This window comes from Desulfocurvus vexinensis DSM 17965, from assembly GCF_000519125.1.
Classification (GTDB): domain Bacteria; phylum Desulfobacterota; class Desulfovibrionia; order Desulfovibrionales; family Desulfovibrionaceae; genus Desulfocurvus; species Desulfocurvus vexinensis.
Map to the genome: position 1 here is coordinate 150,264 of NZ_JAEX01000006.1, position 26,581 is coordinate 176,844.

Sequence of the window (26,581 nt, forward strand, 5' to 3'; positions counted from 1 at the left end):
CCCACGGCGGAAACCCCACAGGAACCACCATGTTGAAAAGCATGACCGGATTTGGCCGCTTCCTCCTGCAAGACAAGGACTGGGCCCAGGACTGGGAGATCAGGAGCGTCAACGGCCGCCACCTGGACATTAAATGGCGCCTGCCCGCCAACGTGCGCTCCCTGGAAACGCGCCTGGAGCGCGTGGTGCGCGAGGTGGCCACGCGCGGGCGGGTCAACATCGGCCTGAACCTGCAAATCTCGCGGCCCGAGCTTCTGGGCATGCAGCTCAACGTGCCCCTGGCCGAGGCCATGTTCGCGCAGGTGGAGCGCCTGGCCACGCGCATGGAATACTCCTTCAAGCCCGACTTCTCGCGCCTGCTGGGCCTGGGCTTTCTCTGGGACGACACCAGCGGCGAGCCCGCCCGCGAGCTGACCGAGGGCCTGGAGCGCGGCCTGCGCGCCGCCCTGGACGACTGGGACCAGTCGCGCCTGGCCGAGGGCGCCGCCCTGCGCAAGGACTTGGCCCACCGCCTGATCCGCCTGGGCGAATGGCTGGTCCAGCTGCGCGAGCGCACCCCGCAGGTCAAGCTGGAGCGCTTCGAGGCCCTGGAGGGCCGCATCCAGCAGATGCTCGACCGCTACCGCATCGACCTGGACCAGGACCGCCTGCTCCAGGAAATCGCCGTGCTCTCGGACAAGCTCGACGTATCCGAGGAGCTGACGCGCCTGGGCGCGCACCTGGAAACCCTGGCCGCGGTGCTCGACGACGGCGCCGACGCGGGCAAGCGCCTGGATTTCGTGCTCCAGGAGTGCTTCCGCGAGATCAACACCTGCGGCAACAAGGCCCAGGACACCGCCGTCAGCCGCATCGTGGTGGACTTCAAGGCCGAACTGGAAAAGTGCCGCGAGCAGGTGCAGAACATCGAATAGCGCGCCCCGCGCGCCAAGCCGCAAGGAACGGACATGAAAAGCTCAGGACTGCTCAACATCGGCTTCGGCAACTTCGTGGTCTCCAACCGCGTCATCGCCATCGTCAACCCCTCGTCCTCGCCCATGCGCCGCCTGCGCGAGGATGCCCGCCAGGCCGGGCGGCTCATCGACGCCACCCAGGGCCGCAAGACGCGCTCGATCATCGTCTCGGACTCCAACCACGTGGTGCTCTCGGCCATCCAGGCCGAGACCATCGGCCAGCGCTTCAGCCAGGAGGGCGACGATGAGTAGCCGCCTGGGGCTGATGCTGGTCATCTGCGCGCCTTCGGGCACGGGCAAAAGCACGCTGACCGCGCGGCTGCGCGCCGAGTTCCCGCGCCTGGGCTACTCCGTCTCCTGCACCACCCGCGCCCCGCGCCCGGGCGAGGTGGACGGGCGCGACTACCATTTCCTGGACCAGGCCGAGTTCCTGCGCCGCCGCGAGGCCGGGTTCTTCGCCGAGTGGGCCGAGGTCCACGGCAACTGCTACGGCACCCCGCGCCAGGCCCTGGCCGACATGCTCGCCGCCGGGCGCGACGTGCTCTTCGACATCGACGTGCAGGGCGCGGCCCAGCTGCGGGCCAGCATGGGCGGCTGCCACGTGTTCCTGCTGCCCCCGTCCCTGGCGGCCCTGCGCGCCCGCCTGCTGGGCCGCGCCAGCGACGACCAGGCCGTGATCCAGAAGCGCCTGGCCAACGCCCCGGGTGAGCTGGCCTGCGCGCCGGGCTTCGACTACTGGATCGTCAACGATGACCTGGACGCGGCCTACGACCGGCTGCGCGCCGTATACGTGGCCGAGGGCCTGCGCCCGGCCCTGAACCCCGGGCTGCTGGACGCCGTGGTCCACGGCCCGGCGGCATGAGGCGCGCCATGGCCGAGCTCGTCGTCGCCCTGGACCTGCCCGACAAGGCCAGCGCCCTGGCCATGGCCGCCCGTCTGGCGGGCACCGTGACCTGGGTCAAGGTCGGCCTGGAGCTGTACACCGCCCAGGGCCCGGACGTGGTCGCGGCCCTCAAGGGCCTGGGCTTCAAGGTCTTTCTGGACCTGAAATTCCTGGACATCCCCAACACCGTGCGCGGGGCGGTGCGTAGCGCCGTGGGCGCCGGGGCGGACATGCTCAACGTCCACGCCAGCGGCGGGGCGCGCATGATGCATGCCGCGCGCCAGGGCCTGGACGAGGCCTCCGCCCCCGGGGCCGCGCCGCTGCTGCTGGCCGTGACGGTGCTGACCAGCATGGACGAGCGCGACCTGCCCCTGGGGCCGGGGCGCACGGTGGCCGACCTGGTGCTCGACCTGGCCCGGGCCACGCGCGAGGCCGGGCTGCACGGGGTGGTCTGCTCGGGGCACGAGGCCCGGGCGGTGAAGGCCGCCTGCGGACCGGGCTTCCTCTGCCTGACCCCCGGCATCCGCCCCGCCGGGGCCGACGACGACCAGCGCCGGGTGATGACCCCGGCCATGGCCGTGGCCGCCGGGGCGGATTTCCTGGTGGCCGGGCGCCCCGTGACCCAGGCTGCGGACCCGCAAGCCGCCGCCCTTTCTTTTCTTGAACAAATGCGTCAATCCGGCGTAAGGTAGGCCCATGACGGACGAAACGACCAAGGACACGCCGCCTCCCGTGGGCCCCGCCGCTGCCGTGGGCCCCGCCGCACCCGACGGCCCCGCCGCACCCGTGGGCGGGCCCGCGCCCCGGCGCGCCGAGGGCGCCGAGCACAAGGAGAAGATCTCCGGCGTGTTCTCGACCCAGATCGTGCAGCGCGTGGGCACCGGCACCACCTCGCGCAAGACGGTCAAGAAGTCCTTCTGGTTCGTCAAGCAGCTGGACGACGGCAACGTCGAGATCCAGCCCCTGAACATGAACTACGTGCCCTCCGGCCCCAAGCGCCGCGTGCCCACCGAAGACTTCCTGGAAAAGTTCTCCCCCGAGCCCGAGTTCTACATCTCCACCGTCTACCCCAAGATGAAGGAGCTGTCGGACACCGTGGCCAAGGGCGAAAAGCACCGCGAAAAGGGCGAAACCTTCAGCGCCGAGATGGAGTTCAGCACCGCCCTGACCATCGACGAGGAGAACATCCGCGCCAACTTCGGCCTGGGCCTGACCTACCTCGACCGCGGCGACGACACGCGGGCCAACGACATCTTCGAGCGGCTGGTGAAGCTCGACGCGGCCTTCGAGCCCGAACACAAGCACCTGTTCAACGAGTTCGGCATCAACCTGCGCAAGAACAAGATGTACGAACAGTCCGTGGAATACTACGAGCGGGCCATGGAGCTTTCGGACCGCGACGAGCACCTGCACTACAACGTGGCCCGCGCCTACTACGAGAAGGAACTCTTCGCCCAGGCCTTCAAGAGCCTGACCCGGGCCCTGGAGCTGAACCCCGGCTTCGCCGAGGCCGAGCAGTTCCGCAAGTTCCTGCTGGACAAGGGCCTGGTGGACACGCACGGCAACCAGATCAGCGGGGCGACCCTGCCCCAGCCCGCCCAGCGCAAGAAGGCCAAGAAGAATCCCTCCACCAGCTACGACATGAACTTCTAGCCCGGGTGCCCCGGGCCGCCCGGCGGCCCCGCTTGCGGCCGCCGCCCGGGCCCCCAGCCTCCCCCCGCCGCCATGAAACAGAACTGGACCCCCCGCCCCGCGCCCCCGGAGCCCGCCGAGCTGTCCGACTGGGCCCGGCGCCTGGAGGTCAGCCCGCTCATCGCCAGCCTGCTCTGGCGGCGCGGGCTCACCTCCCTGGCCGAGATGGACGTGTATCTGAGCCCGGGCCTGCGCCACCTGAGCCCCCCGGGCTCCCTGCCCGGGCTGACCGAGGCCGCCGCCGTGCTGGCCCAGGGTCTGGCCGAGGGCCGCACCCTGTGCGTGTGGGGCGACTACGACGTGGACGGCGTGACCGCAACGGCCCTGGTCACGGATTTCCTGGCCCGGCGGGGCCTTGCCGCCCGCCATTTCCTGCCCCACCGCGTGCAGGACGGCTACGGCCTGAGCCGCGAGGGCATCGAGGCCCTGGCCGCCCAGGGCGTGGACCTGCTGCTCACCGTGGACTGCGGCGTCACCAGCCACGCCGAGATCGCCCGCGCCCGCGAGCTGGGCATGACCGTGGTGGTCACCGACCACCACCTGCCCGGGCCCGAGGGGCCGCCCCCGGCCCACGCCGTGGCCAACCCGCGCCTGGGGCCCTGCCCCTGCCCGGACCTGGCCGGGGTCGGCGTGGCCTTCCTGCTCATGGCCGCCGTCAACCGCCTGCTGCCCGGCGAGCCCGTGGACATGCGCCCCCTGCTGGACCTGGTGGCCCTGGGCACGGTGGCCGACGTGGTGCGCCTGCAGGGGGAGAACCGCATCCTGGTCAAGAACGGGCTGCTGCTCATCGCCGAGGCCCGCCGCCCGGGCATCGCCGCCCTCAAGGAGGCCAGCGGCTACGCCCCGGGGGTGGAGCTGGGCGCCGGGCAGGTGGGCTTCTCCCTGGCCCCGCGCATCAACGCCGCCGGGCGCATGGACCACGCCCAGGCCGCCCTGGACCTGCTCCTGGCGCCGGACTACGAGACCGCCCGCCCCCTGGCCGGGCGCCTGGACGCCCTGAACAGCAAGCGCCGGGGCCAGGAGGACGCCATCCTGGCCGAGGCCCTGGCCCAGGCCGAGACCTTCCCGGACAGCCCGGGGCTGGTGCTCTTCGCGCCCCACTGGCACCCGGGGGTCATCGGCATCGTGGCCTCGCGGCTGGTGGAGCGCCACTACAGGCCGACGCTGGTGCTGTGCGAGGAGGACGGCAGGATCAAGGGCTCGGGGCGCAGCACCCGCGAATTCGACCTGCACCGGGGCCTGGGGGAGTGCGCCGCGCTGCTGGAGCGCTTCGGCGGCCACAAGCAGGCCGCCGGGCTGGCCCTGGCGCCGGACAACCTGGACGCCCTGCGCACGCGCTTCAACGAGGCCGTGACCGCCCAGTGCGGCCCCGCGCCCTTGACCCCGACCCTGCTGGTGGACGCCGAGCTGCCCCTTGGCGCCATCAGCTTCGACCTGCTCAAGGAGCTGGAAATGCTCCAGCCCTTCGGCCCGGCCAACGCGGAGCCCGTGTTCACCTCGCCGCCGGTGAAGGTCCGCGACCTGCGCGTGTTCGGCAAGGACCACGTCAAGCTCTCGCTCATGGACCAGACCAGCGGCACCATCCTCCAGGCCAAGGCCTGGCGCCAGGCCGCGCACATGCCCCAGACCCTGCGCGGCCAGACCATCCGCGTGGCCTTCTGCCCCAAGATCGACCGCTACCAGGGCACGGCCAGCATCGAGCTGCTGCTCAAGGACTGGCAGCCGGCGTAGGGCGCAGGCGGCGCCCCCCCCCCGCCCGGGGCGCGGGAGCGGCGAACGCAGGGCGCGAAAAAGGGCGGCCAGAGCCGCCCTTTCTGCATCCCCGGCGCGCGCCGTGCCGGGTCGTGCCCGCCGTATCGCCGCGCCCCCGCGCAGCGTCATTTCCCGCGCAGGTCCAGCCCGTGCTCGTCCTTCAGGCGCTGGAAGACGCGGGGCAGCACGCGCCCGGCCATGTCCATGCCGACCTTGGCGCCCACCTGCTGGCTGTCGCGCATGACCTGGGGGATGAGCCCCACGGTCTTGCGCATCACCGGCTTCTGGTACAGCGCGATCATCTCCCGGACCTCCTCGGCGCTCAGGTAGCGGCCCCAGACCTGGCCGATGGTCGCGACCACCTCGCGCACGAAGGCACCCTGCTCGCGCTGGAACTCCTCCTGGACCGTGGTGAACACATAGTCCGGCAGCTCGGGATGCTTCTTGCGCAGGGCCGCGACCATCTGCTGCTGCATGAGCCCGAACAGCTCGGAGGCCATCTGGGCGCCGCCCGAGAGTTCTGCCAGCCGGGCCAGGTCGTCCTGGCTGGCGGGGGCGGCCAGGGCCGCGCGCGGCGCCGGGCCCAGGGCCAGGGCGGCCAGCAGCACCAGGGCCGCCCACGCGGCCCGGGCCGAAAAATGCGTGCACGAAACGCGACAGCTCAACATCCACTCCTCCTCAGGGTTCCCCCCGTTGCCCCTGGGCAGACGGCGCGGGCAGACGACCTCCGGCGGCGCGGCCCGGAACGCCCGGGCGCGCCAGGGCCGGACCGGTATCAGGCGAAAAGGGCCGCGTTGTACGAGCTGCGCACGCGCGGGGCGGCGTAGACGTGGGGGATGCCCAGTTCCGCACCCAGGGCGGCCAGGGCCTCGAACTCCGCCGGGGGCACCCAGCGCGCCACCTCGGGGTGCGCGGCGCTGGGGCGCATGTACTGGCCGATGGTCACGATATCCACCCCCACCCCGGCCAGGCGCTCCAGCAGGCGGCGGACCTGGGCGTCGGTCTCGCCCAGGCCGAGCATCAGCCCGCTCTTGGACGTCACCCCGGCGGCCTTGACCCGCGCAAGCAGCTCCAGGCTCTGCTCGAACCCGGCCTGGGGCCGGATGGCCGCGTACAGCTCGGGCACGGTCTCCACGTTGTGGTTGATGATCTGCGGCGCGGCAGCGACCACCGTGGCCAGGGCCTCCGCATCGCCGCGCAGGTCGGGGATGAGCACCTCCACGGTGCAGCGCGGCATCCGGGCGCGCACGGCGGCGATGGTCGCCGCGAAATGCGCGGCCCCGCCGTCGGGCAGGTCGTCGCGGGTCACGGAGGTGATGACCACATGGCGCAGGCCCAGGCGCGCGGCGGCCTCGGCCACGCGGGCGGGCTCGCCGGGGTCCAGGGGTTCCACGCGGCCCAGGCCGATGTTGCAGAAGGCGCAGGCGCGCGTGCAGTGGCGGCCCATGATGAGGAACGTGGCCACGTTGCGCGAGAAGCATTCGTAGATGTTCGGGCATTTGGCGCCCTGGCACACGGTGTTCAGCCCCAGGTCGCGCAACAGGCTCCCGGTGCGGGCGAAGGCCGGGTCGCTGGGCAGCGTGACCCTAAGCCACTCGGGAATGCGGCTCGAACACCGCGCGGAACTCCTGGGCGAGGACATCCTTCATCTCCTGCATGTCTGGAAAATGGGGCGCGTCCGGGGCGTCCGGGGCGCCGCCCCGGGCCTCCAGCTCGCCGTGCACCGACGCGGGCCGCGCATCGGCCAGCCCGCACAGGGTGATCAGGTCGAACAGGGCCGTGTCGCGGGCCACGTTGAGGGCCAGGCCGTGGTAGGTCACCCAACGCTTCACGGCGATGCCCATGGAGCAGATCTTGCCCGAGGCCGTCCAGACCCCGGGGCGGCCCGGCGCGCGCCCGGCGGCCACGCCCACCCGCGCCAGGGCGCGGATGACGGCCTCCTCCATGTCGTGGAAGAAGCTGCGCACCCCGCCGGGGCGGCGGTCCAGCCGGAACACGGGGTAGGCCACGAGCTGGCCGGGGAAATGGCAGGTGATGTTGCCCCCGCGCGAGACGGGCACCAGCTCGATGCCCCGGGCGGCCAGGAACTCCGGAGGCACATGCAGGTTCTCCAGGCCCCCGCCCGTGCCCAGGGTGATGACCGGCGGGTGTTCGAGCAGGAACAGGGTGTCCGGCGCCTGCCCGGCCAGCACCTGGGCGTGGCGCTCGAGCTGGCGGTCCTGGGCCTGCCGGTAGGGCACAAGGCCCAGATCCACGATCTCCATCAAAGGGGCTCCACGGCTTCGCAACCTCAAGGCACGAAAGAAAAACGCATCCGGCCCACGAACTCCTGCCCGAAGGCGGGGTCGCCCGTCAAGTCCAGGGTGCGCACCCGCGCGGGCAGGGCCTCGGCCCAGGCCCGGGCCTGCGGGTCGGCCAGCAGCAGCCGCGCCCCGGCCAGGGAGGTGTTGCCCACGGCGCGCACCCGCGTCCCCAGCCCGGCGGGGATGAAGCCCAGGGTTTCCAGGTCATCCACGGCCACATGGGCGCCCAGGGCCCCGGCCAGACACAGGGCGGCCAGCGCCCCGGGCCGCAGGCCCGCCTCGGCCAGCAGCCGCGACAGGGCGAGGTTGAAGGCCGCCTTGACCTTGAGCACCTCCTCCACGTCGGCGCCCGACAGGGCCATGCCGTCGAAGAGCGTGAAGACGCGCTCGCCGCCGCGCACCTCGATGCGCTCGGCCAGCCGCGCGCCCAGGGGCGTGGCCCCGGGGCGGAACTGGCCCTGGGCGTTGACCAGCCCCAGGCGCAGCAGATGCGCCAGCAGGGACAGGTAGGCCGTGCCCGTGAGCCCGGCCGCACGCGAGGGCGCGGCGCCGTCCAGGGTCGTGGCTTCCAGCCCGGTGGGGGTCAGGGCGAAGCGCGTGATCGCCCCCGGCCCGGCCACGTTGCCGTGGGTCAGGCCGACGCCCTCCAGGGCCGGGCCCAGGGGCACGCTGGCGGCCAGCAGGGCGCCGTCCGCCCGGGCCAGCAGGAATTCGCCGTTGGTGCCCATGTCCGCCAGCAGGAAGGGCGCGGCGGGCACGGGCCCGGCGGCGCCCAGGGCCAGGGCCGCCAGCCCGGCGGACAGGTCGCCGCCCACAAAGGGCGCCAGCTGCGGCGGCACATAGGCCGGGGGCAGCCCGGGGCCCAGGGGCTCCTCGCGCCCGCCCGCGTAGTCCAGGCGGTACGGCGCCACGGCCAGCCCGTCCACGGGCAGGCCCAGCAGCAGGCTGGTCATGGCCGGATTGCCCGCCACGGCCAGGCGGGCCACCGGCCCGGGCAGCGCGCGGGCCACCCCGGCCAGGGCGTCCAGCACCAGGGCCCGCAGGTGCTGCGCCGCCCCGCTCCGGGCCAGGGCCAGGCGCGACATGACCTCGCTGCCCGCGCCCATCTGCGGGTTCAGCAGGCCGCCCTCGGCCACGGGCGCGCCGTCCGGGCCCAGGGCCTGCCAGTGGATGGTGGTGGTGCCCAGATCCACGGCCAGGGCCAGGGGCGGGCCGCCGGGGGCCGGGGCCGGGGCCGGGGCCACGGGCCGCGCGGGCAGCAGCACCGCCGCGCCCGGCAGGGCCGCGTGGCGGCAGCCCAGGCGCCAGCCCGCGGCCAGCTCCTGCGCGCTGAGCACCGCGTCTTCGCCGGGTACGGGCGCGGGCGGCGCGTCCAGAAAGCGCACCCGGCAGCGCCCGCAGCGCCCCAGGCCCGAGCACAGCGCCGGGGCGCTCCAATGCCCGCTCAGGTAGGCGGCCTGGGCCAGGGTCAGGGCGGGGTCGGCGGGCAGGGTCAGGGTCCGCCCGCAGGCGTCGGTGACGGCGATGGTCGCGGCGAGGGTCATGGCGTCCTTGGTGCCTGGAGGCAGACGAAAAATCAGCGCAGGTGCAACCGCCCCTTGGCCCCGGCGGCGGGGCGCACGCGGCCGATGACGGCGGCCAGATCGCCCCCGGCCAGGAGCATGGCCCGGGCGCGCTCCAACTGGCCGGGCGGCACGGCCAGCACCAGCCCGCCCGAGGTCTGGGCGTCGAAGATCAGGTCCGTCAGCACCGGGGGCACCTCCGGCCCGACCTGGACCCGCGAGGAGCAGAAATGGCGGTTGGCGTGGCTTCCGGCGGGCACCAGCCCCATGCCCGCCAGCTCCAGGGCCTGGGGCAGCAGCGGCACGGCGGCCACGTCCAGTTCCACGTCCAGCTCCGAGGCGCGGCACATCTCCAGCAGATGCCCGCCCAGGCCGAAGCCGGTGACGTCCGTGGCGCCGCGCAGGCCCAGCTCGCGGATCACCGCCGCGCCGCCCGCGTTGAGCCGCCCGGCGGTCTCCCAGACCAGGCGCTCCAGCTCGTCGGCGCCGTCCCAGCGGCCCTTGACGGCGGTGGCCAGCACGCCCGTGCCCAGGGCCTTGGTCAGCACCAGCTGGTCGCCGGGGCGCAGGCCCGCGTTGGTGGCCACGCGCCCGGGGTCGATGGTGCCCGACACGGCCAGGCCGTATTTGATCTCGGCGGCCTCCACGCTGTGCCCGCCCGCCGGAACGGCCCCGGCCTCCAGCACCTTGTCGTAGCCGCCGCGCAGGATGTCCTGAAGGATTTCCAGGGGCATGGTCTTGGCCGGGAAGCAGACGATGTTCATGGCCGCCAGGGGCTGGCCGCCCATGGCGTACACGTCCGACAGGGCGTTGGCCGCCGCGATCTGCCCGAAGCGGTAGGGGTCGTTGACGATGGGCGTGAAGAAGTCCACGGTCTGCACCAGGGCGCAACCGGCGGGAAAGCGGACCACCGCCGCGTCCTCACCCACGGCCTGCCCGGCGATGAGCCGGGGGTCGGGGCGCACGGGCAGCGCCGCAAGGACTCGCTCCAGGTCCCCGGGAGCGATCTTGGCGGCTCAACCGGCCGCTTTGACGGTGTCCACCAGCCGGGGCGTGTCGCTCATGGCCGGGCTCCTTCTCGGTTGCGTTGGCGCGGGCGCGGCCTGCCTACAGGCTCAGGCTGCACTCCTTGCGCAAAAAGTCGATGAAATAGCGCGTCACCGGGAACTGGTGGCGCCGGGCGTGGTAGACGAGGTAGAAGTTGCGCGGCATGTCCAGCCCGGACACGCGCACCTCGCGCACCTGCCCGGCCTCCAGCAGGGGCCGCGCGGCCAGGCGCGAGGTCACCGTCAGCCCCAGGCCCGCGCGCACGCTGGCCAGGGCGGCCTGGGTGCTCTCCACGGCCAGGGCCACGGACAGGGCGCGCGGGTCCACGCCGATGCGCCCCAGGCCCTGCTCGAAGGCCCGGCGCGTGCCCGAACCGGCCTCGCGCATGACCCAGGGCAGCCCCGCCAGCTCCTGGGGGTCGCACTGGGCCTGCGCCGCCGCCGGGCCCTCCACCGGCCCCAGGATGACCAGCTCGTCGCGCAGGATGGGCTCGAAGGCCAGCTCGGGGTGGTCGCCCCCGGCGCCGACCATGGCCACCAGCTCCTCGCCCGCCAGGATGCGCCGGACGATGGCCTGGGAGTCGCCCACCCGCAGCTCCATGCGCACCTCGGGGTGGCGCCGGGCAAAGCGCGCCAGCAGCGAGGGCAGCACGTAGTGGGCCGGGATGGTGCTGCCGCCCACCAGCAGCTCGCCCGCGACGCGCTCCTGGAGCAGCTGGATCTCGGCCCGGGCCGAGGCCACGCGGGCGAAGATGTCCTGGGCGTGGCGGTAGAGCACGTCGGCGGCCTGGGTAGGCAGGATGCTGCGACCCAGGCGGTCGAACAGGCGCACCTCCAGCTCGGCCTCCAGGGCCGAAACATGGGCCGAGATGGTCGGCTGCGAAAGGTACAGCTCCTGCCCGGCGCGCGAGAAGCTGCGCATCTCGTAGACCTTGGCGAAGGCTTCCAGGCGGCGTATGTCCATCGGCTCCCTCCTGCCCTGCGGGCACTGCGCCGCGCACGACGCCGGACGAAAAAAAGACAGGCCTTGCGGCCTGTCTTGCTTATCGTCTTCCATCGGAAAAAGCTATAGCCTATTCGGCGGCCTTTTCCTCTGCGGCGGGCTCCGCCTTGGCGGGAGCCTCGGCCTTGGGGGCCTTGGCGGGCTTGGCGGGCTTGGCCGCAGGGGCCTGCTCCGCAGCCTCGGGCTGGCCAGCCGCACGCGAGAACTCGATCACGGCCATGGGCGCGCTGTCGCCAGTGCGCGGCAGGCCGAGCTTGAGCACGCGGGTGTAGCCGCCGGGCACCCCGGCAAACAGCGGCCCGATCTCGTCGAACAGCTTCTTGACCAGGGAGTGGTTGCCCAGGACCTTGTAGGCCTCGCGGCGGGCCGGGACATCGTTTTGCAGGGCGAAACGGACCAGCCGCTCCACCACGCCACGCAGTTCCTTGGCTCGCGTCTCGGTGGTGCGGATGCGCCCGTACACGATCAGCGACTTGGCCATATTGCGGAACATGGCCTTCCGGTGGGAGCTGGTGCGGTTGAACTTTCTTCCGCTTTTTCTATGCCTCATCGCTTTCCTTCCTCTTCAGCCAGTCCTCGTAGTGTTCCTGGAACCCGTCAACGGTCATGCCGAATTCCAGGCCCATGTCGGCCAGGATGCGCTTGATCTCGTCGAGGGACTTGCGCCCGAAGTTCTTGGTCTTGAGCATCTCGTTCTCGGAGCGCTGCACCAGCTCGCCAACGGTACGGATGTTGGCGCTCTTGAGGCAGTTGGTGGCGCGCACGGAGAGCTCCAGCTCGTCGATGCCCTTGAACAGATTGGGGTTGACGCTGTCGCACCCGCCGGGCTGGGAGCGGTCCTCGTCGGAGGTCTGCTCATCGAAGTTGATGAACACCGTGAGCTGGTCCTTGAGGATCTTGGCGCTGTAGGCCACGGCATCCTCGGGCGAGACGGACCCGTCGGTCCACACTTCGAGAACGAGCTTGTCGTAGTTGGTCATCTGGCCCACGCGGGCCTGTTCCACCGTGTAGGCGACCTTCTTCACGGGCGAGTAGCTCGCGTCCAGCCGGATGAGGCCGATCTCGTCGGGGAGATCCTCGTGCATGTCGGCGGGCACGTAGCCCTTGCCCATGCGGATCTCCAGGTCGATGCGCAGCTTCACGTCCTCGGTCAGGGTCGCGATGTGCTGGTCCTTGTTCAGCACGGTCACGCGCTGGTTCTCGCGGATGGCGGAGGCCGTCACCTTGCCCTGCTTGGAGGCCTCCAGCACCAGGCGCTGGGGCTCCTCGGAGCTCATGGCGAAGCGCACCATCTTGAGGTTCAGGACGATGTCCGTCACATCCTCGAGCACGCCGGGGATGGTGGTGAACTCGTGCTGGACGCCCTCGATCTTCGCGGAAACCGCCGCCGCCCCCTGCAGGGAGGACAGCAGCACGCGCCGCAGCGCGTTGCCGATGGTGGTGCCGAAACCGCGCTCCAGGGGCTCGCAGGTGAACCTGGCGTAGGTTCCCGTGCTCTTGGAGTCGCGAAGGATCTGCTCCGGCTTCACCAGTTCGGACCAGTTTCGCGTGTTGATCAGTTTGTCGCCGTCTTGGATGATCATCTTGGCTCCCTAGCTATTTGGAGTACAACTCGACGATCAGCTGCTCGTTGATGGGGAACTGGATGTCCTCACGCACCGGGCGGGCCTTGATGGTGCCCTTGAGGTTCGGACCGTCAACTTCGAGCCAATCGGGGCAGCCACGGCGGGCAATCACTTCCTGAGCCTCCTGGATCACGGGGATCTTGCGGCTCTCCTCACGGACGGTGATCACGTCGGCCTGGCTGACCTGCATGGAGGGGATGTTGACGCGCCGCCCGTTGAGCTGGAACACGCCGTGACGCACCAGCTGGCGGGCCTGGTCGCGCGAGTTGGCGAAGCCCATGCGGTAGATCACGTTGTCCAGGCGCATTTCGAGCAGGGCCAGCAGGTTGGTGCCGGTGACGCCCTTTTGCATGTCGGCCTGCTCGAAGTAGCTGCGGAACTGCTTCTCCAGGATGCCGTACATGCGGCGGACCTTCTGCTTCTCGCGCAGCTGGATCGCGTAGTCGCTGATCTTCTTGCGGCCACGGCCATGCTGGCCGGGCACGTAGGGGCGGCGCTCGTAGGAGCACTTGTCGGTGAAGCAGCGGTCACCCTTCAAAAACAGCTTCTGCCCCTCGCGGCGGCAGACGCGGCATTTTGCATCGGTATATCTAGCCAAAACACGTTCCTCCGAAAATTGGGCCGGTTAGACCCGGCGCCGCTTGGGCGGACGGCAGCCGTTGTGCGGGATGGGCGTCACGTCGCGCATGAAGGACACCTTCATGCCCGCGTTGTTGATGGCGCGCATGGCGGCCTCGCGCCCGGCGCCCGGGCCCTTCACGAGCACACCCACGGTGCGCATGCCGTTCTCCATGGCCTTCTTGGCGGCGGCCTCTGCGGCCACCTGGGCGGCGAAGGGCGTGCTCTTGCGCGAGCCCTTGAAGCCCAGGGCGCCCGAGGTGCCCCAGGAGATCACGTTGCCCTTCAGGTCCGTGAAGGTGATGATCGTGTTGTTGAAGGAAGCACGAACGTGGGCGATGCCCACCGGGACGTTCTTCTTTTCCTTCTTCTTGCCGGTACGGCGGGGTCTAGCCATTGTCCTTCATCTCCGTACTATTGAAATGGTGTCGTGCCGCAGCTACTTCTTCTTCTTGCCCACCACCGAACGGCGCGGGCCCTTGCGGGTGCGGGCGTTGGTGTGGGTGCGCTGGCCGTGGACCGGCAGGCCGCGACGATGGCGCAGGCCCCGGTAGCAGCCGATGTCCATCAGCCGCTTGATGTTGGCCTGCACATCGCGGCGCAGGTCGCCCTCGACCTTGTGGTTGTCCTCGATCTCCTTGCGGATCTCGTTGGCGGCCTCAGCCGAGAGGTCGTCGGTGCTCTGGTTCCAGTCCACGCCGACCTTGTCCAGGATCTGCAGAGCGGTGGTGCGACCGATGCCGTAGATGTACGTCAGGGCGATGTCCAGACGCTTGTTCCTGGGCAGTTCGATACCAGCAATGCGTGCCACTTTGGTTTCCCCTTATTCCTTAGCCCTGGCGCTGCTTGTGCCGGGGGTTTTCACAAATCACGCGCAGAACGCCCTTGCGGCGGATCACCTTGCACTTGGGGCACATCTTCTTGACCGAGGGTCTGACTTTCATGACCTGTTCTCCACTTACCTTGCAACCGGGCGGAACGCTCCGGCACTTGACTGACGATGCCCAGGCACAAGCCTGCGGCTTAGCTCACACTCAGGACGACGGGCCCCTCGGGAGTCACCGCCACCGTATGCTCGAAATGGGCGGACAACTTACGATCTTTCGTCACGGCTGTCCACTTGTCTTCGAGTATCTCCACTTCGCAACTCCCGGCACAGACCATGGGCTCGATGGCCAGCACCATGCCCGGCTTGAGCGGCGGCCCCGCCATGCCCGCAGGCACGAAATTGGGCACTTCGGGCTTTTCGTGCAGCTTGCGGCCGATACCGTGGCCCACGAAGCGGCGCACCACGCTGTACCCGCGCGCCTCGACAAAATCCTGCACGGCCCGGGAGATGTCGTACAGGTTGCCCCCGGCCAGGGCCTTCTCGATGCCCCGCGCCAGGGATTGCGCGGTGACGTCCATCAGGTCGCGGGCCAGGGCGCTCACCGCGCCCACCGGGTAGGTCCGCGCCGAGTCGCCGTAAAACCCCTGGTAGATCACGCCCATGTCAAAGCTGACGATGTCACCCTCGCGCAGGATGCGCTCGCGCGACGGGAAACCATGGACGATCTCTTCATTCACAGAGCAGCACAGCGCGAAGGGGAAGCCACCGTAGCCCTGGAAGGCGGGCTGGACCCCGAACCGCCGGCACATGTCCTGGGCGATCTCCTCGAAGCGCATGGTGGGGACACCAGGCGCCACGGCTTCGCCCAGGGCGTCGAGGATCACGGATACGATCCGGTTCGCCTCGCGCATGAGCGCGATTTCCGCGCCGTTCTTGATGTAGATGCCCCGAACTTTCTTCAAAGCCTAACGCCGCCCCTTGATTCTGCCCTGCTTGCCCATGAGCCCCTCGTACTGGCGGCTGATGAGGTAGGACTCGATCTGGGACATGAAATCCATGGACACGCCGACCACGATGAGCAGCGAGGTGCCGCCGAAGTAGAACGGCCCGCCCAGCTTGCTCACGAACAGCACCGGCAGCACGCACACCGCCGAGATGTACAGGGCGCCCCACAGCGTGATGCGGGCCAGCACCCGGTCGATGTACTCGTGCGTCTTGGCGCCCGGGCGGATGCCCGGAATGAAGCCGCCCTGCTTCTTGATGTTCTCGGCGATGTCCTTCGGGTCGAAGATGATCGCCGTGTAAAAGAAGCAGAAGAAGATGATCAGCGCCACGAAGAACACGTTGTACAAGATCCCCGTCGGCGAGAACAGCGCCGCGGCGTCCTGGAGCCAGTCCACCTGGGAGAACTGGGCCAGGGTCGCCGGGAACATCAGGATCGACGACGCGAAGATGGGCGGAATGACTCCCGCGGTGTTCACGCGCAGGGGCAGGTGCGTGGTCTGCCCGCCGTACATGCGCCGGCCCACCATACGCTTGGCGTACTGGATGGGAATCCGGCGCTGCGAGCGCTCCATGTACACGATGCCGACCATGACCGCAACCATGAAGGCCAGCAGGAGCAGCAGAATGAACACGGTCAGCTCGCCGGCGCCCAGGAGCTGGAACGTGTTGCCCACGCCCGCAGGCAGCCCGGCGACGATGCCGCCGAAGATGATCAGCGAGATGCCGTTGCCGATGCCGCGCTCGGTCATCTGCTCGCCCAGCCACATGACGAGCACCGTGCCCGCCGTGAGGGTGATGATGGTCGTCAGCCGGAAGCCCCAGCCCGCCGCCAGCACCACGGGCGCGCCCGTGGGGCTTTGCATGTTTTCCAGGCCGATGGCGATGAACAGGCCCTGGACCACGGTGATCAGCACCGTGCCGTAGCGCGTGTACTGCGTGATCTTCTTGCGGCCCGCAGCGCCCTCTTCCTTGGCCAGGCGCTTGAGCTCGGGGCTGACCACCGTCAACAGCTGGATGATGATGGACGCCGAGATGTACGGCATGATGCCCAGGGCGAAGATGGAGAAATTCTCCAGCCCGCCGCCCGAGAACATGTTGAAGATGCCGAACAGCGTGTTGGAAACCTGGGCGAAGAAGTCCTGCAACGCGGCGGTGTCCACACCAGGGGTGGGGACGTGGATGCCCACGCGGTAGAACGCCAGCAGACCCAGCGTCCACAGGAGCCGTTTCTTCAGTTCAGGCAGCCTGGCGAGATTCTCAACCCCGGATAATGCCACGTCGGTTACCCTTCCAGTGCCTTAGCGGTTCCACCGGCGGCAGCGATCTTCTCTGCCGCAGACTTGCTGAAGCGGTGCGCTTCCACGGTGATGGCGGCCTTGAGCTCGCCGTCGGCCAGCACCTTGACCAGGCTGCCGCGGCGCACCAATCCCTTGGCGTAGAGGTCTTCCAGGGAGATCTCGGCCTGGCCCTCGAAGGCGGCGGCGATGCGGCCCACAGCCAGGGGCTGGTAGATCACGCGGAACATGGCGTTCTTGAAGCCACGCTTGGGCAGGCGCCGGGCCAGGGGCATCTGGCCGCCCTCGAAACGGGCGGGCCGGCCGCCGCCGGAGCGGGCGTTCTGGCCCTTGTGGCCCTTGCCGGAGGTGCCGCCCTGCCCGGAGGCATGGCCGCGCCCGACGCGCTTGCGGTCCCGGCTTTCTTCCGGGTACGGGTACAATTCGTGCAGTCTCATTATTCCACAACCTCGACGAGATGGTTGACTCTCTCGACCATGCCGAGAACGGCATCGTTCTTGGGCAGTTCCTTCACCTGGCGGATCTTGCGCAGGCCCAGGGCGTGCACGGTGGCGCGCTGTCTGGGGGAACAGCCGATCAGGCTCTTCACCAGTGTGATCTTGATGGTGTCCATGTCGCGTCTCTCCCGCTACTTCCTGGGCGTTTCGACTTTCTTTCCGCGCAGCCTGGAGACCTGGTCGGCGCTGCGCAGGGAGGTCAGGCCCTCCATGGTCGCCTTGAGGACGTTGTGCGGGTTGTTGGTGCCGATGGCCTTGGTCAGGATGTCGTGGACACCCGCGGCCTCCATGACCGCACGCACCGGGCCGCCGGCGATGATGCCGGTACCCTTGGAAGCGGGCTTGAGCATGACGCGCGCGGCGCCAAAGCGGCCAAGGATCTCATACGGCAGGGTGCCGTCGAGCAGCGGGACCTTCTTCATGGTCTTCTTGGCCTGCTCGCTGGCCTTGCGGATGGCCTCGGGAACCTCGACGGCCTTGCCCAGGCCGTAGCCCACCGAACCCTTGCCGTCGCCCACCACAACCAGGGCGCTGAAGCTGAAGCGCCGGCCGCCCTTGACGACCTTGGCCACGCGGTTCAGGTAGACGATCTTCTCGATGATGCCGAGGTCTTCCTGGGGCTCTTTGCGAGCCTCCTTCCGGGGACCCTTACGTTCGCGTTCAATAGCCATTTGTCCCTTCCGCAGCTTAGAATTTCAGACCGCCCTCGCGGGCGCCGTCGGCCAAGGCCTTGATCCGGCCATGATACAGATAGCCGTTGCGGTCGAACACCACGGTCTCGACGTTCTTTTCCTTAGCCAGCTTCGCGATCTCGCGGCCCACGGCCTCGGCGCCCGACTTGTTGGGCTTGACCGCCTGGCCGCTCTTGACGAAGGCCAGGGACGAGGCGGAGGCGATGGTGGAGCCCGTCAGGTCATCGACGAGCTGCGCGTAGATATGCGCATTGGAACGGTACACGCACAGCCGGGGGCGCTGGGCCGTCCCGTTCACCTTCTTGCGGATGCGGATCTTTCTGCGCAGGCGCGCTTCGTTCTTCGAGAGTTTCATGGCCGTCCCCTACTTCTTGGCGCCGGACTTGCCGGCCTTGCGGCGGATGGTCTCATCCGCGTACTTGATGCCCTTGCCCTTGAAAGGCTCCGGCGGACGCACGCGACGGATCTGCGCGGCAACTTCGCCCACGGCCTGCTTGTCGATGCCGGTCAGGGTGAGCTTGTTGCCTTCGGCCTTGGCCTCGACGCCCGCAGGCAGCGGGAACTCCACCGGGTGCGAGAAGCCCACGGTGAGCACCACGTTCTTGCCCTGCACCTGGACCTTGTAGCCGACGCCCACGACCTCGAGAACCTTCTCGAAGCCCTTGGTCACGCCCAGCACGCAGTTGGACAGCAGGGTGCGCCGCAGCCCGTGCTGGGCCCGGGCGATCCGGCTTTCGTCGGCGCGGGTGAGCACCAGCTGGTCGCCGTCCTTGGCCACGACGATCTTCTCGTGGGCCGGAGTGGCCAGGGCGCCCTTGGGGCCTTTGACATTGATCATATCTTTGCCGATCGTCACTTCCACCCCGGAAGGGATGGCGATGGGCTGCTTTCCGATTCTGGACATGACTCTTCCTCGTTACCAGACTTCAAACAGCAGTTCGCCGCCCACGTTCTGCGCCTTGGCGCGACCGCCGTCCAGCACACCCTGGGACGTGGACAGGACACAGATGCCCAGGCCGTTCTGCACGCGGGGGATGTCGGACGCGGCAACATACACCCGGCGGCCAGGCTTGCTGATCTTCTTCATGCCGCTGATCAGCGGACGTCCGCCCTCGTACTTGAGCGCGATCTTGATGGCGCGCTCTTCCTCACTGAAATCGGCGATGTAGCCCTCTTCCTTCAGGATGCCCGCGATGGCGGACTTCACCTTGGAACGGGGGATGGCCACTTCGCCATGCAAAGCCTGGTGGGCGTTGCGAATGCGGGTAAGCATATCCGCAATGGGATCAACCACTGCCATGATGGACTCCTTGGAGATTACCAGCTCGATTTACGGACACCCGGCAGTTCGCCAGCCAGCGCCTTGTTGCGGAAGCAGATACGGCAGATGCCGAACCGACGCAGGAACGCGCGAGGGCGGCCACAAATGGGGCAGCGATTGTACGCGCGGCTCGAAAACTTGGGTTTCGCCTGGGACTTGTTCAAAAGTGCTTTACGGGACAAGGCGGACTCCTCCTTACTTCTTGAAAGGCATGCCCAAGAGATCGAGCAGCACCTTCCCTTCCTTGTCGGTCGGGGCCGTGGTGACGATGGTCACGTTCATACCCTTGACCTGATCGACGCGGTCGATGTTCAGCTCGGGGAAGATCGTGTGCTCCTTGATGCCCATGGTGAAGTTGCCACGCCCGTCGAAGCCGCGGTCGGGAACGCCGCGGAAGTCGCGCACGCGGGGCAGGGCGAAGTTCATGAGCTTGTCGAGGAAGTCCCACATGCGGTCGCCGCGCAGGGTCACGCGGCAGCCGATGGGCATGCCTTCGCGCAGCTTGAAGTTCGCGATGGACTTCTTGGCGCGAGTGGTGACCGCACGCTGGCCCGCGATGGCGGTCATTTCCGCCACGGCGTCCTCGAGCAGCTTGTTGTTGTTGCCCGCCTCGCCCAGCCCCATGTTCAGGCTGATGCTCTTGATCTTGGGGAGCTGCATCGGGCTGGTGTACCCGAACTCCTTCTGCAGGGCGGGGGCGACCTTCTCTTGGTATATCTTCTCAAGACGTGTCATAGTCGTCACCCTAGTCGATCGTTTCGTTGCATTTCTTGCAGAAACGGACCTTCTTGCCGTCGGTCGTTTCCTTGTACCCAACCCGGGTGGGCTTGGTGCACGCATCGCACATCAGCGCGACGTTGGAGATGTGGATGGGGGACTCCTTCTCCACGATGCCACCGGGCTGCTGGGTGTAGGGGTTGGCCTTGGTGTGGCGCTTGACCATGTTCACCTTTTCGACCAGGACCCGGTCCTTCTTGCGAAGGATCTTGAGCACCTTGCCGACCTTCCCCTTGTCCTTGCCGGAGATGACCATCACTTTGTCATCTTTGCGAATCTTGTACTTCTGCATGGCCTGCTCCTACAGCACTTCGGGCGCCAGGGAAACGATCTTCATGAAGTTCTTCGCGCGAAGCTCGCGGGCCACGGGGCCGAAGATGCGCGTCCCCACGGGCTCCATCTGCTTGTTGAGCAGCACGGCGGAGTTGTTGTCGAACTTGATGTAGGTCCCGTCCGGGCGGCCCACTTCCTTGGTGGTGCGAACGACGACGGCTTTCATCACGTCGCCCTTCTTCACCTTGGCATGGGGCATGGCTTCCTTGACGGACACCACGATGATATCGCCCACACTCGCATAGCGCCGGCGGCTGCCGCCCAGCACCTTGATGCAGGCCACCCGTTTGGCGCCGGAGTTGTCGGCGACGTCGAGATTGGATTCAACCTGGATCATTGGTCACTCCTAGACGGCTTTTTCCAAAATGGTCTTCAGGTGCCACCGCTTGCGGCTGCTCAGGGGCCGGTGCTCGATGATCTGCACCTTGTCGCCCACGGCGCACGCGTTCTCGGGGTCGTGGGCCATGAACTTGCCGCGGCGGCGGATATACTTCTTGAGCAGGGGGTGCTTGATCAGGGTCTCGACGCGCACCACGATGGTCTTGTCGCCCTTGTCGCTGACCACGATGCCGGTCAGCACCCGCTTGTTCGCGCTGTGTGCCTGTTCTGCCATGACTACGCTCCAACTTCCTTCGTCCGGAGAACGGTCAGGATCCGGGCGATGTTCTTTTTCACTTCGGGAATCCGCTGGGTGTTCTCCAGCTGGGCCGTCGCGTGCTGAAAGCGGAGGTTGAACAGCTCCTGGCGGTAGGCGCCGAGCTTCTCGTTCAGCTGCTCGGCAGAGAGCTCACGCATTTCCTTGGCTTTCATCTTACAGCCCCTCCCTCATGACGATGACGGTCTTCACGGACAGCTTGTGCGACGCGCGAACCAGCGCCTCGCGGGCAAGTTCCATGCTCACGCCCTTGATCTCGTAGAGCACGTGGCCGGGCTTGACCGGGGCGTAGTAGCCCGCGGGAGCGCCCTTGCCCTTGCCCTGACGGACTTCGGCGGGCTTGGAGGTGTAGACCTGGTCGGGGAAGATGCGAATCCACACCTGACCGCCGCGCTTGATGTGGCGCATCATGGCGATACGCGCGGCCTCGATCTCCTGGCTGGTCAGCTTGCCGTGCTCCAGGGTCTTGATGCCGATATCACCGAAGGCAACGGTGTTGCCACGGGTGGCCATCCCGCGCAGGCGCCCTTTCATGCGCTTGCGGAATTTGGTCCTTCTGGGGGTCAGCATTACTTCTCCACCTCGTGATCTAAGATCTCACCCTTGAAAATCCAGACCTTGACGCCGATGACGCCGTAGGTCGTGCGCGCGGTGGCCAGACCGTAGTCCAGGTCGGCGCGCAGGGTGTGCAGCGGCACGCGGCCATCGCGGTACCACTCGGAACGGGCGATCTCGGCCCCGGCCAGGCGGCCCGAGCAGAAGACCTTGATGCCCTCGGCGCCGAACTTGCGGGCCATGCCCACGGTGCGCTTCATGGCCCGGCGGAAGGCCACCCGGCGCTCGAGCTGCTGGGCGATGCTCTCGGCCACCAGCTGGGCGTCGGTCTCGGGGCGGCGCACCTCGATGACCTCGATGGAGAACTCCTGGCCGAACTTCTGGCGCAGGTCGCCACGGATCTTCTCGATCTCCGCACCCTTGCGGCCGATGACGATGCCCGGGCGCGCGGTGTGGATGATCAGGCGGACCTTGCCCCCGGCGCGCTCCAGCTCAAGCCGGGACACCCCGGCCTGGAAGAGCTTCTCCTTGACGTACTTGCGGATCTGGTGATCGGCAAACACGTTGGCCGCGTAGTCCTTGCCGGCAAACCAGCGGGAGATCCAGTTCTTGTTGTATCCCAGCCGAAATCCGTACGGATGTACTTTCTGTCCCACGGTTGCCTCCTAGGACTCTTCCACAACCACGGTGATGTGGGCGGTGCGTTTGAGGATGCGGTTGGCGCGGCCCATGGCGCGGGGCATGATGCGCTTCATGGTCGGCCCCTCGTCGATCACCACCTGCTTGACCACCAGGCTGTCCACGTCCACGCCGGGCAGCTGCTCGGCATTGGCGATGGCCGAATGCAGCACCTTACCGATCATTTCGGCGGCCTTCTTGGGCGTGAACCGCAAGATATTCATGGCGTCCTCAACCGGCAGGCCCTTGATATTGCGGGCCACCAGGCGCGCCTTTTGCGGCGACAGGCGGACGTACTTGGCGATTGCTCTCGTTTCCATGACGGACACCTATCCTTTAGCGTTTGGCCTTGCTCTTCTTGTCGGCGGCGTGGCCGAAGTAGGTGCGCGTGGGCGCGAACTCGCCCAGCTTATGCCCCACCATGTTCTCGGTCACGAACACCGGGATGAACTTGCGACCGTTGTGCACGGCGAAGGTCATGCCCACCATCTCGGGGACGATCGTGGAGCGGCGCGACCACGTCTTGATGACGCGACGGTCCCCACTTTCGGTGGCCTTGTCCACCTTGCGGACGAGGTGCCCGTCGACGAACGGACCTTTCTTAAGCGACCTGGGCATTGGCTACTCCTACTTCTGACCGCGTCGCTTGATGATGAGCCGGGACGACGCTTTCTTCTTGTTGCGGGTCTTGTAGCCCTTGGTGGGCATACCCCAGGGGGACACCGGGTGACGGCCACCGGAGCTGCGCCCTTCGCCGCCGCCCAGGGGGTGGTCCACAGGGTTCATGGCCACGCCACGAACCTCGGGACGCTTGCCCATCCACCGGGCGCGACCGGCCTTGCCGATGCTGATGTTCTCGTGGTGGATGTTGCCCACCTGGCCCACCGTGGCGATGCAGGTCGCCAGCACGTTGCGCACTTCGCCCGAGGGCATGCGCAACAGGGCGTACTTGCCTTCCTTGGCCACGAGCTGGGCGTAGGTGCCCGCCGCGCGGCAGAACTGGCCGCCGCGCCCGGGGTGCAGCTCGATGTTGTGCACCACGGTACCCACCGGGATGCGCGCCAGGGCCAGGGCGTTGCCGGGCTTGATGTCGGCCTTGTCGCCGGCCACGATCTGGTCGCCAACGCTCACGCCCAGCGGAGCCAGGATGTAGCGCTTCTCGCCGTCGGCGTAGTGCAACAGCGCGATGCGCGCGCTGCGGTTGGGATCGTACTCGATGGTCGCAACGGTGGCGGCGATGTCCACCTTGTCACGCTTGAAATCGATGATCCGGTACAGGCGCTTGTGCCCGCCGCCACGACGCCGCGCGGTGACCCGGCCAAAGCTGTTGCGGCCGCTCTTCTTGCGCAGCCCAACGGTGAGAGACTTCTCGGGCGTGGTCGCGGTGATCTCCTCGAAGGTGGAGATGGTCTGGAAGCGCCGGCCAGCCGAAGTGGGTTTCAGTTTACGCGTGGCCATGCTTAGACTCCTTCGAACAATTCGATCTTTTCGCCTTCGGCCAGCGTGACGTACGCCTTCTTGAAGCCGGACATGGTGCCGACCGTGCGACCGAAGCGGGTGCGGGCGCGGGCGCGGCGCTTGACCACGTTGACGCCTTCCACCTTGACGCCGAAAGCCTTCTCCACCGCCTTGCGAATCTCGATCTTGTTGGCATCGGGATGCACGTAGAAGGCGATCTGGTTGGCCACTTCCTTCATGGTCGTGGCCTTCTCGGAGATCAGCGGCTTGATGAGTATCTGCGTGTAGTCCATTACTTCAACCTCTCTTCCACGGCCCTGGCGGCGTCCTGGAACAGCACCAGCTGGGGGTAGCGCAGAACGTCGTACACGTTGAGCAGGTCCTGGCGCAGCACCTTGATGCCGGGGATGTTCCGCGCAGAAAGACTGAGGACGCTATCGTCTTCGGGCAGAACAATCAAGGCTTTTGTCAGCCCGAGGGTCTTGGCCACCAGGGCGAAGTCCTTGGTCTTCACGGCTTCGAGCTTGATGCGGTCCACCACCGTGAGGCTGGACTCCAGCATCCGCGAGGACAGGGCCATCTTCAGGGCCAGCTTGCGCACCTTCTTGTTGACCTTGAACTCGTAGCTGCGGGGCTGCGGGCCGAAGATCGTGCCGCCGCCGGGCCACAGGGGCGAGCGGTTGGAGCCCGCGCGCGCCCGGCCGGTGCCCTTCTGGCGCCAGGGCTTGGCCCCGCCGCCGGACACCAGGCCCTTGGTCTTGGTGGCGTGGGTGCCCGAGCGGAACTTGGCCCGCTGGGCGCGCACCACGAGGTTCAGGATCTCGGGCTTGACCTCGACTTCGAAGATCTCCGGGGCCAGCGTCAGCTCGCCCACTTCCTTCTTCGCCTGATCATACACTTTCACGACTGCCATCGTGCTAACCTCGGTTCTGCTTGCGGACGAGGACGAGTCCGTTCTTGGGGCCGGGCACCTGGCCCTTGAGGATCAGCAGGTTGTCCTCAGGCCGCACGTCGAGGATCTCGACGTTCAGACACGTCACATTGCGGTTGCCCATCTGCCCGGCCATCTTCTTGCCCTTGAAGACCTTGGACGGCCAGGCGCACATGCCCACGCTGCCCGGGGAGCGGTGGATCTTCTCGTGCCCGTGCGAAGCCGGGGCGCCGCGGAAGTTCCAGCGCTTCATGACACCCTGGAAGCCCTTGCCCTTGGAGGTGCCGGTGACCTTGACCTTCTCGCCGGGGGCGAACATCTCCACCGTCAGATCCTGGCCCAGCTCGTACCCCTCGACGGAGTCCATGCGCAGTTCCTTGAGGAAGCGGTAGTAGTCGCGGCCAGCCTTGGCCTGGTGGCCCTTGTCGGGCTTGTTGACCTTCTTCTCGTCGATTTCTTCGAAGCCGATCTGAAGCGCCGTATATTTGTCTTTCGTGGTCGCAGCATCCTTCACCTGAAGGACGGGGCACGGACCAGCGGCAATGACGGTGCAGGGAATGGCGGTACCGTCGTCACCGAAGATGCGGGTCATGCCCAGCTTGCGTCCCATGATGCCAAGCGTGTCAGCCATCATGCATTCCTCGTTCTAGAGTTTGATCTCAACGTCCACGCCCGCGGGCAAGGAGAGCTTGCCCAAGGCATCGACGGTCTGCTGGGTGGGCTCCAGGATGTCGAGCAGGCGCTTGTGCACGCGCATCTCGAACTGCTCCCGGGACTTCTTATCCACGTGCACCGACTTCTGCACGGTGTACTTGTGGATATTGGTCGGCAGGGGGATCGGCCCTGCGATGCTCGCACCCGTGTTGCGGGCCGTGTCCACGATCTCGGAGACGGCCTTGTCCAGAATGCGATAGTCGTACGCCTTCAGCTTGATCCTGATGCGATCGCTCTGCATGGAAACCATGATAAACTCCTCTACTCCACGATCTCGGAGACGACGCCCGCGCCCACGGTACGGCCACCCTCACGGATGGCGAAGCGCAGGCCGAGCTCCATGGCGATGGGAGCGATCAGCTCGACGTTGAACGTCGCGTTGTCGCCGGGCATGACCATCTCGACGCCCTCTTCCAGGGTCACCACGCCGGTCACGTCGGTGGTGCGGAAGTAGAACTGCGGACGGTACCCGCTGAAGAACGGGGTATGGCGGCCGCCCTCGTCCTTGGACAGCACGTACACCTCGGCCTTGAACTTCGTGTGCGGGGTGATCGACCCGGGGGCCGCCAGCACCTGGCCGCGCTCCACTTCGTCGCGCTTCACGCCGCGAAGCAGCGCGCCGATGTTGTCGCCAGCCTGGCCCTGGTCCAGCAGCTTGCGGAACATCTCAACGCCCGTGCAGGTCGTCTTCACCGTCGGCTTGATGCCGATGATCGCCACTTCCTCGCCCACCTTGATCACGCCGCGCTCAACGCGACCCGTGACCACGGTGCCGCGGCCCGAGATCGAGAACACGTCCTCGATGGGCATCAGGAACGGCTTGTCGATGTCGCGCTGCGGCTCGGGGATGTAGGAGTCGCACGCGGCCAGCAGGTCCAGGATCGGCTTGACCGCCGCGTCGTCCACGCTCTCGGCCTCCAGGGCCTTGAGGGCGGAGCCCTGGATCACCGGGATGTCGTCGCCCGGGAACTCGTACTTGGACAGCAGCTCGCGGACCTCGAGCTCCACCAGCTCCAGAAGCTCCGCGTCGTCCACCATGTCGCACTTGTTCAGGAACACCACCATGGACGGAACGCCCACCTGGCGCGCCAGCAGGATGTGCTCGCGGGTCTGCGGCATGGGGCCGTCGGTGGCCGCGACCACCAGGATGGCGCCGTCCATCTGGGCCGCGCCGGTGATCATGTTCTTGATATAGTCGGCGTGACCGGGGCAGTCCACGTGCGCGTAGTGACGGTTGTCCGTCTCGTACTCCACGTGCGCCGTGGCGATGGTGATGCCGCGCTCCTTCTCCTCGGGGGCCTTGTCGATCTCGTCGAAGGCCACGAAGGCGCCGCCGCCACGCATGGCGGCGATCTTGGTGATCGCAGCGGTCAGAGTGGTCTTGCCGTGGTCGATGTGACCAATGGT

Annotated in this window: 42 protein-coding genes; 6 read left to right on the forward strand and 36 right to left on the reverse strand. The window is 67.9% G+C overall.

Annotated elements, in window-relative coordinates:
- Positions 1 to 29: 29 nt before the first annotated feature.
- From G495_RS0107655 to recJ, 6 genes are all read left to right on the forward strand, one after another.
- Complete coding sequence (locus G495_RS0107655; protein WP_028587325.1) at positions 30 to 911, forward strand: YicC/YloC family endoribonuclease; 882 nt, start codon at positions 30 to 32, stop codon at positions 909 to 911.
- Between the two features lie 33 nt (positions 912 to 944).
- A complete protein-coding gene (locus G495_RS0107660) occupies positions 945 to 1,202 on the forward strand; it encodes a DUF370 domain-containing protein (protein WP_028587326.1) in 258 nt (85 codons plus the stop codon).
- Positions 1,195 to 1,812, forward strand: coding sequence for a guanylate kinase (gmk, locus tag G495_RS0107665; protein ID WP_028587327.1), 618 nt, complete (start codon positions 1,195 to 1,197; stop codon positions 1,810 to 1,812). Before G495_RS0107660 ends, gmk begins: the two co-directional genes overlap by 8 nt.
- 8 nt (positions 1,813 to 1,820) lie before the next feature.
- Positions 1,821 to 2,525, forward strand: coding sequence for an orotidine-5'-phosphate decarboxylase (pyrF, locus tag G495_RS0107670; protein ID WP_028587328.1), 705 nt, complete (start codon positions 1,821 to 1,823; stop codon positions 2,523 to 2,525).
- 4 nt (positions 2,526 to 2,529) lie between these two features.
- Entirely contained in the window at positions 2,530 to 3,486 is a 957-nt protein-coding gene (locus G495_RS18210; RefSeq protein WP_156939632.1) for a tetratricopeptide repeat protein, read from the forward strand.
- A 72-nt stretch (positions 3,487 to 3,558) separates the two neighbouring features.
- Positions 3,559 to 5,256, forward strand: coding sequence for a single-stranded-DNA-specific exonuclease RecJ (recJ, locus tag G495_RS0107680; RefSeq protein ID WP_028587329.1), 1,698 nt, complete (start codon positions 3,559 to 3,561; stop codon positions 5,254 to 5,256).
- Between the two features lie 146 nt (positions 5,257 to 5,402).
- On the opposite strand, the gene G495_RS22805 is transcribed toward recJ, so the two are convergent.
- The 36 genes from G495_RS22805 to tuf all read right to left on the reverse strand — a co-directional run.
- On the reverse strand, positions 5,403 to 5,945 hold the full coding sequence (locus tag G495_RS22805) for a DUF2059 domain-containing protein (protein ID WP_028587330.1): 543 nt from the start codon (positions 5,943 to 5,945) through the stop codon (positions 5,403 to 5,405).
- A 107-nt stretch (positions 5,946 to 6,052) separates the two neighbouring features.
- Entirely contained in the window at positions 6,053 to 6,919 is an 867-nt protein-coding gene (gene lipA / locus G495_RS0107690; protein WP_028587331.1) for a lipoyl synthase, read from the reverse strand.
- Entirely contained in the window at positions 6,864 to 7,541 is a 678-nt protein-coding gene (gene lipB / locus G495_RS0107695; protein WP_028587332.1) for a lipoyl(octanoyl) transferase LipB, read from the reverse strand. The genes lipA and lipB overlap by 56 nt, the downstream gene beginning before the upstream one ends.
- 26 nt (positions 7,542 to 7,567) lie before the next feature.
- Entirely contained in the window at positions 7,568 to 9,124 is a 1,557-nt protein-coding gene (locus G495_RS0107700) for an ASKHA domain-containing protein (RefSeq protein ID WP_028587333.1), read from the reverse strand.
- Between the two features lie 32 nt (positions 9,125 to 9,156).
- Positions 9,157 to 10,206 (reverse strand): selenide, water dikinase SelD, encoded by a 1,050-nt coding sequence (selD, locus tag G495_RS0107705; protein ID WP_084458002.1) that lies wholly within the window; start codon positions 10,204 to 10,206, stop codon positions 9,157 to 9,159.
- 43 nt (positions 10,207 to 10,249) lie between these two features.
- On the reverse strand, positions 10,250 to 11,152 hold the full coding sequence (locus tag G495_RS0107710) for a selenium metabolism-associated LysR family transcriptional regulator (protein WP_028587335.1): 903 nt from the start codon (positions 11,150 to 11,152) through the stop codon (positions 10,250 to 10,252).
- Between the two features lie 109 nt (positions 11,153 to 11,261).
- The gene (gene rplQ / locus G495_RS18215; RefSeq protein WP_035251327.1) at positions 11,262 to 11,741 is read right to left on the reverse strand and encodes a 50S ribosomal protein L17; all 480 of its coding nucleotides are present in this window, start codon (positions 11,739 to 11,741) and stop codon (positions 11,262 to 11,264) included.
- Positions 11,731 to 12,774: a DNA-directed RNA polymerase subunit alpha gene (locus G495_RS0107725; RefSeq protein ID WP_028587336.1), complete on the reverse strand. Its 1,044-nt coding sequence runs from the start codon at positions 12,772 to 12,774 to the stop codon at positions 11,731 to 11,733. Before G495_RS0107725 ends, rplQ begins: the two co-directional genes overlap by 11 nt.
- 13 nt (positions 12,775 to 12,787) lie before the next feature.
- On the reverse strand, positions 12,788 to 13,414 hold the full coding sequence (gene rpsD / locus G495_RS0107730) for a 30S ribosomal protein S4 (protein ID WP_028587337.1): 627 nt from the start codon (positions 13,412 to 13,414) through the stop codon (positions 12,788 to 12,790).
- 27 nt (positions 13,415 to 13,441) lie between these two features.
- A complete protein-coding gene (rpsK, locus tag G495_RS0107735) occupies positions 13,442 to 13,831 on the reverse strand; it encodes a 30S ribosomal protein S11 (protein ID WP_028587338.1) in 390 nt (129 codons plus the stop codon).
- 42 nt (positions 13,832 to 13,873) lie between these two features.
- A complete protein-coding gene (rpsM, locus tag G495_RS0107740; RefSeq protein ID WP_028587339.1) occupies positions 13,874 to 14,245 on the reverse strand; it encodes a 30S ribosomal protein S13 in 372 nt (123 codons plus the stop codon).
- Positions 14,246 to 14,264: 19 nt separating this feature from the next.
- Positions 14,265 to 14,378, reverse strand: coding sequence for a 50S ribosomal protein L36 (rpmJ, locus tag G495_RS0107745; RefSeq protein ID WP_028587340.1), 114 nt, complete (start codon positions 14,376 to 14,378; stop codon positions 14,265 to 14,267).
- A 79-nt stretch (positions 14,379 to 14,457) separates the two neighbouring features.
- Entirely contained in the window at positions 14,458 to 15,225 is a 768-nt protein-coding gene (gene map / locus G495_RS0107750; RefSeq protein WP_028587341.1) for a type I methionyl aminopeptidase, read from the reverse strand.
- A 3-nt stretch (positions 15,226 to 15,228) separates the two neighbouring features.
- Positions 15,229 to 16,545 (reverse strand): preprotein translocase subunit SecY, encoded by a 1,317-nt coding sequence (gene secY, locus G495_RS0107755; protein WP_028587342.1) that lies wholly within the window; start codon positions 16,543 to 16,545, stop codon positions 15,229 to 15,231.
- A gap of 5 nt (positions 16,546 to 16,550) precedes the next feature.
- The gene (gene rplO / locus G495_RS0107760; protein ID WP_028587343.1) at positions 16,551 to 17,000 is read right to left on the reverse strand and encodes a 50S ribosomal protein L15; all 450 of its coding nucleotides are present in this window, start codon (positions 16,998 to 17,000) and stop codon (positions 16,551 to 16,553) included.
- On the reverse strand, positions 17,000 to 17,176 hold the full coding sequence (gene rpmD, locus G495_RS0107765) for a 50S ribosomal protein L30 (RefSeq protein WP_035251330.1): 177 nt from the start codon (positions 17,174 to 17,176) through the stop codon (positions 17,000 to 17,002). The genes rplO and rpmD overlap by 1 nt, the downstream gene beginning before the upstream one ends.
- A gap of 15 nt (positions 17,177 to 17,191) precedes the next feature.
- Entirely contained in the window at positions 17,192 to 17,731 is a 540-nt protein-coding gene (gene rpsE, locus G495_RS0107770) for a 30S ribosomal protein S5 (RefSeq protein ID WP_051445178.1), read from the reverse strand.
- A gap of 16 nt (positions 17,732 to 17,747) precedes the next feature.
- Entirely contained in the window at positions 17,748 to 18,107 is a 360-nt protein-coding gene (gene rplR, locus G495_RS0107775; protein WP_028587346.1) for a 50S ribosomal protein L18, read from the reverse strand.
- A gap of 9 nt (positions 18,108 to 18,116) precedes the next feature.
- A complete protein-coding gene (rplF, locus tag G495_RS0107780) occupies positions 18,117 to 18,656 on the reverse strand; it encodes a 50S ribosomal protein L6 (RefSeq protein WP_028587347.1) in 540 nt (179 codons plus the stop codon).
- A gap of 12 nt (positions 18,657 to 18,668) precedes the next feature.
- Complete coding sequence (rpsH, locus tag G495_RS0107785; RefSeq protein ID WP_028587348.1) at positions 18,669 to 19,052, reverse strand: 30S ribosomal protein S8; 384 nt, start codon at positions 19,050 to 19,052, stop codon at positions 18,669 to 18,671.
- A 17-nt stretch (positions 19,053 to 19,069) separates the two neighbouring features.
- The gene (locus tag G495_RS20965; RefSeq protein WP_084458003.1) at positions 19,070 to 19,255 is read right to left on the reverse strand and encodes a type Z 30S ribosomal protein S14; all 186 of its coding nucleotides are present in this window, start codon (positions 19,253 to 19,255) and stop codon (positions 19,070 to 19,072) included.
- A 13-nt stretch (positions 19,256 to 19,268) separates the two neighbouring features.
- The gene (rplE, locus tag G495_RS0107790) at positions 19,269 to 19,808 is read right to left on the reverse strand and encodes a 50S ribosomal protein L5 (protein WP_028587349.1); all 540 of its coding nucleotides are present in this window, start codon (positions 19,806 to 19,808) and stop codon (positions 19,269 to 19,271) included.
- A 10-nt stretch (positions 19,809 to 19,818) separates the two neighbouring features.
- Positions 19,819 to 20,142, reverse strand: a complete 324-nt coding sequence (gene rplX, locus G495_RS0107795; RefSeq protein ID WP_028587350.1) for a 50S ribosomal protein L24 — start codon at positions 20,140 to 20,142, stop codon at positions 19,819 to 19,821.
- Positions 20,143 to 20,151: 9 nt separating this feature from the next.
- The gene (rplN, locus tag G495_RS0107800; protein ID WP_028587351.1) at positions 20,152 to 20,520 is read right to left on the reverse strand and encodes a 50S ribosomal protein L14; all 369 of its coding nucleotides are present in this window, start codon (positions 20,518 to 20,520) and stop codon (positions 20,152 to 20,154) included.
- Between the two features lie 9 nt (positions 20,521 to 20,529).
- Complete coding sequence (gene rpsQ / locus G495_RS0107805) at positions 20,530 to 20,796, reverse strand: 30S ribosomal protein S17 (protein ID WP_028587352.1); 267 nt, start codon at positions 20,794 to 20,796, stop codon at positions 20,530 to 20,532.
- A gap of 2 nt (positions 20,797 to 20,798) precedes the next feature.
- Complete coding sequence (gene rpmC, locus G495_RS0107810; RefSeq protein WP_028587353.1) at positions 20,799 to 20,993, reverse strand: 50S ribosomal protein L29; 195 nt, start codon at positions 20,991 to 20,993, stop codon at positions 20,799 to 20,801.
- A 1-nt stretch (position 20,994) separates the two neighbouring features.
- On the reverse strand, positions 20,995 to 21,408 hold the full coding sequence (gene rplP, locus G495_RS0107815) for a 50S ribosomal protein L16 (protein ID WP_028587354.1): 414 nt from the start codon (positions 21,406 to 21,408) through the stop codon (positions 20,995 to 20,997).
- Positions 21,408 to 22,049, reverse strand: a complete 642-nt coding sequence (rpsC, locus tag G495_RS0107820) for a 30S ribosomal protein S3 (RefSeq protein ID WP_028587355.1) — start codon at positions 22,047 to 22,049, stop codon at positions 21,408 to 21,410. Before rpsC ends, rplP begins: the two co-directional genes overlap by 1 nt.
- 9 nt (positions 22,050 to 22,058) lie before the next feature.
- Positions 22,059 to 22,391, reverse strand: a complete 333-nt coding sequence (gene rplV, locus G495_RS0107825; protein WP_028587356.1) for a 50S ribosomal protein L22 — start codon at positions 22,389 to 22,391, stop codon at positions 22,059 to 22,061.
- Positions 22,392 to 22,407: 16 nt separating this feature from the next.
- On the reverse strand, positions 22,408 to 22,689 hold the full coding sequence (rpsS, locus tag G495_RS0107830; protein WP_028587357.1) for a 30S ribosomal protein S19: 282 nt from the start codon (positions 22,687 to 22,689) through the stop codon (positions 22,408 to 22,410).
- A 9-nt stretch (positions 22,690 to 22,698) separates the two neighbouring features.
- Positions 22,699 to 23,529 (reverse strand): 50S ribosomal protein L2, encoded by an 831-nt coding sequence (gene rplB, locus G495_RS0107835; RefSeq protein ID WP_028587358.1) that lies wholly within the window; start codon positions 23,527 to 23,529, stop codon positions 22,699 to 22,701.
- Positions 23,530 to 23,531: 2 nt separating this feature from the next.
- Positions 23,532 to 23,822: a 50S ribosomal protein L23 gene (gene rplW / locus G495_RS0107840; protein WP_028587359.1), complete on the reverse strand. Its 291-nt coding sequence runs from the start codon at positions 23,820 to 23,822 to the stop codon at positions 23,532 to 23,534.
- Positions 23,822 to 24,442 (reverse strand): 50S ribosomal protein L4, encoded by a 621-nt coding sequence (gene rplD, locus G495_RS0107845; RefSeq protein WP_028587360.1) that lies wholly within the window; start codon positions 24,440 to 24,442, stop codon positions 23,822 to 23,824. Before rplD ends, rplW begins: the two co-directional genes overlap by 1 nt.
- 4 nt (positions 24,443 to 24,446) lie before the next feature.
- Positions 24,447 to 25,091, reverse strand: a complete 645-nt coding sequence (gene rplC, locus G495_RS0107850) for a 50S ribosomal protein L3 (protein WP_028587361.1) — start codon at positions 25,089 to 25,091, stop codon at positions 24,447 to 24,449.
- Between the two features lie 15 nt (positions 25,092 to 25,106).
- Positions 25,107 to 25,424 carry a 30S ribosomal protein S10 gene (gene rpsJ / locus G495_RS0107855; protein ID WP_028587362.1) on the reverse strand — a complete coding sequence of 106 codons (318 nt, stop codon included), beginning with the start codon at positions 25,422 to 25,424 and terminating at the stop codon, positions 25,107 to 25,109.
- 11 nt (positions 25,425 to 25,435) lie between these two features.
- The coding region (tuf, locus tag G495_RS0107860; RefSeq protein WP_028587363.1) for an elongation factor Tu at positions 25,436 to 26,581 on the reverse strand (1,146 nt) is incomplete at its 5' end.